The 832-nt window shown below is 33.1% G+C and carries 2 protein-coding genes; both read right to left on the bottom strand.

What is annotated here, in order from left to right; genetic code table 11:
• Positions 1 to 258, bottom strand: a 258-nt coding sequence (locus CCU_RS13940; RefSeq protein ID WP_256364705.1) for an aldo/keto reductase, incomplete at its 3' end; no start/stop codon positions are given.
• A partial coding sequence (locus CCU_RS13945) for an SPASM domain-containing protein (RefSeq protein ID WP_208896320.1) occupies positions 248 to 832 on the bottom strand: 585 nt, incomplete at its 5' end. The genes CCU_RS13945 and CCU_RS13940, both read right to left, overlap by 11 nt.

The following is an 832-nucleotide window of genomic DNA, read 5'->3' on the forward strand; positions in this document are numbered from 1 at the left end:
AGACTCACAGACACTTTGCGAAATTTGTTGCTTATACGACAACTTCGTTCCAATTACAACATCTTCTCTCTTCAAGCCTAAACTGCTAATTGTAGTCGCTATTTTTGCTTCATTTCCGTATCTATTAGCACTATCTATGAAATTTACTCCTCTGCTTACACAATCAGATATTACCTTTTTCATATTTTGCTCTGCTAAATCATATGTTCCAAGTCCTATCACTGAAAGTGACAATTCCCCTACACGTCTATTTAACATATTTATGTACCAAATCTAAAATTACATCTATATAAAACTTCTCCCTTAAACAAGGTGATGCCTCTGGTTTATTTTCCATACGATAGTGTTTACATCCGCCCTGACAGCATGGGAGATACTCACACACTCTACATTCTTCTGGCATGTTATTCATCATTTCAAACCATTTCTGATATGCTTCATTGTGGAGAAGTCCAATAGTACAATCACCTACACAGTTCTCTTCATCCAAATAATGTTGCAAGCATCTAAAAAATTTTCCCTCAGAATTAATTATTAAACCTCCTATTGTACAGGCAAGACATACATTTCTTGCACGTATTGGAAGAATATTAATAACATCTTTATAAAATCCCTTTTCAAACAACTGCCCCAATACATATGTATAAAATTCTGGATAATCCGATGGATAATTATATCTATTACGAGCTTCCTCTTCTCCGTGAATTTTGTTTCTTAATGTTGTAGCATGAACAAAAAATTTAGGATTATCTACAAACTCCTTCAAGTCTTCTAATACAGGCTCAAATTGTGACATATTATATTTATCAAAATTAAATCTGCAAATTGTAAA

Source organism: Coprococcus sp. ART55/1, from assembly GCF_000210595.1.
Lineage (GTDB): Bacteria > Bacillota > Clostridia > Lachnospirales > Lachnospiraceae > Coprococcus > Coprococcus aceti.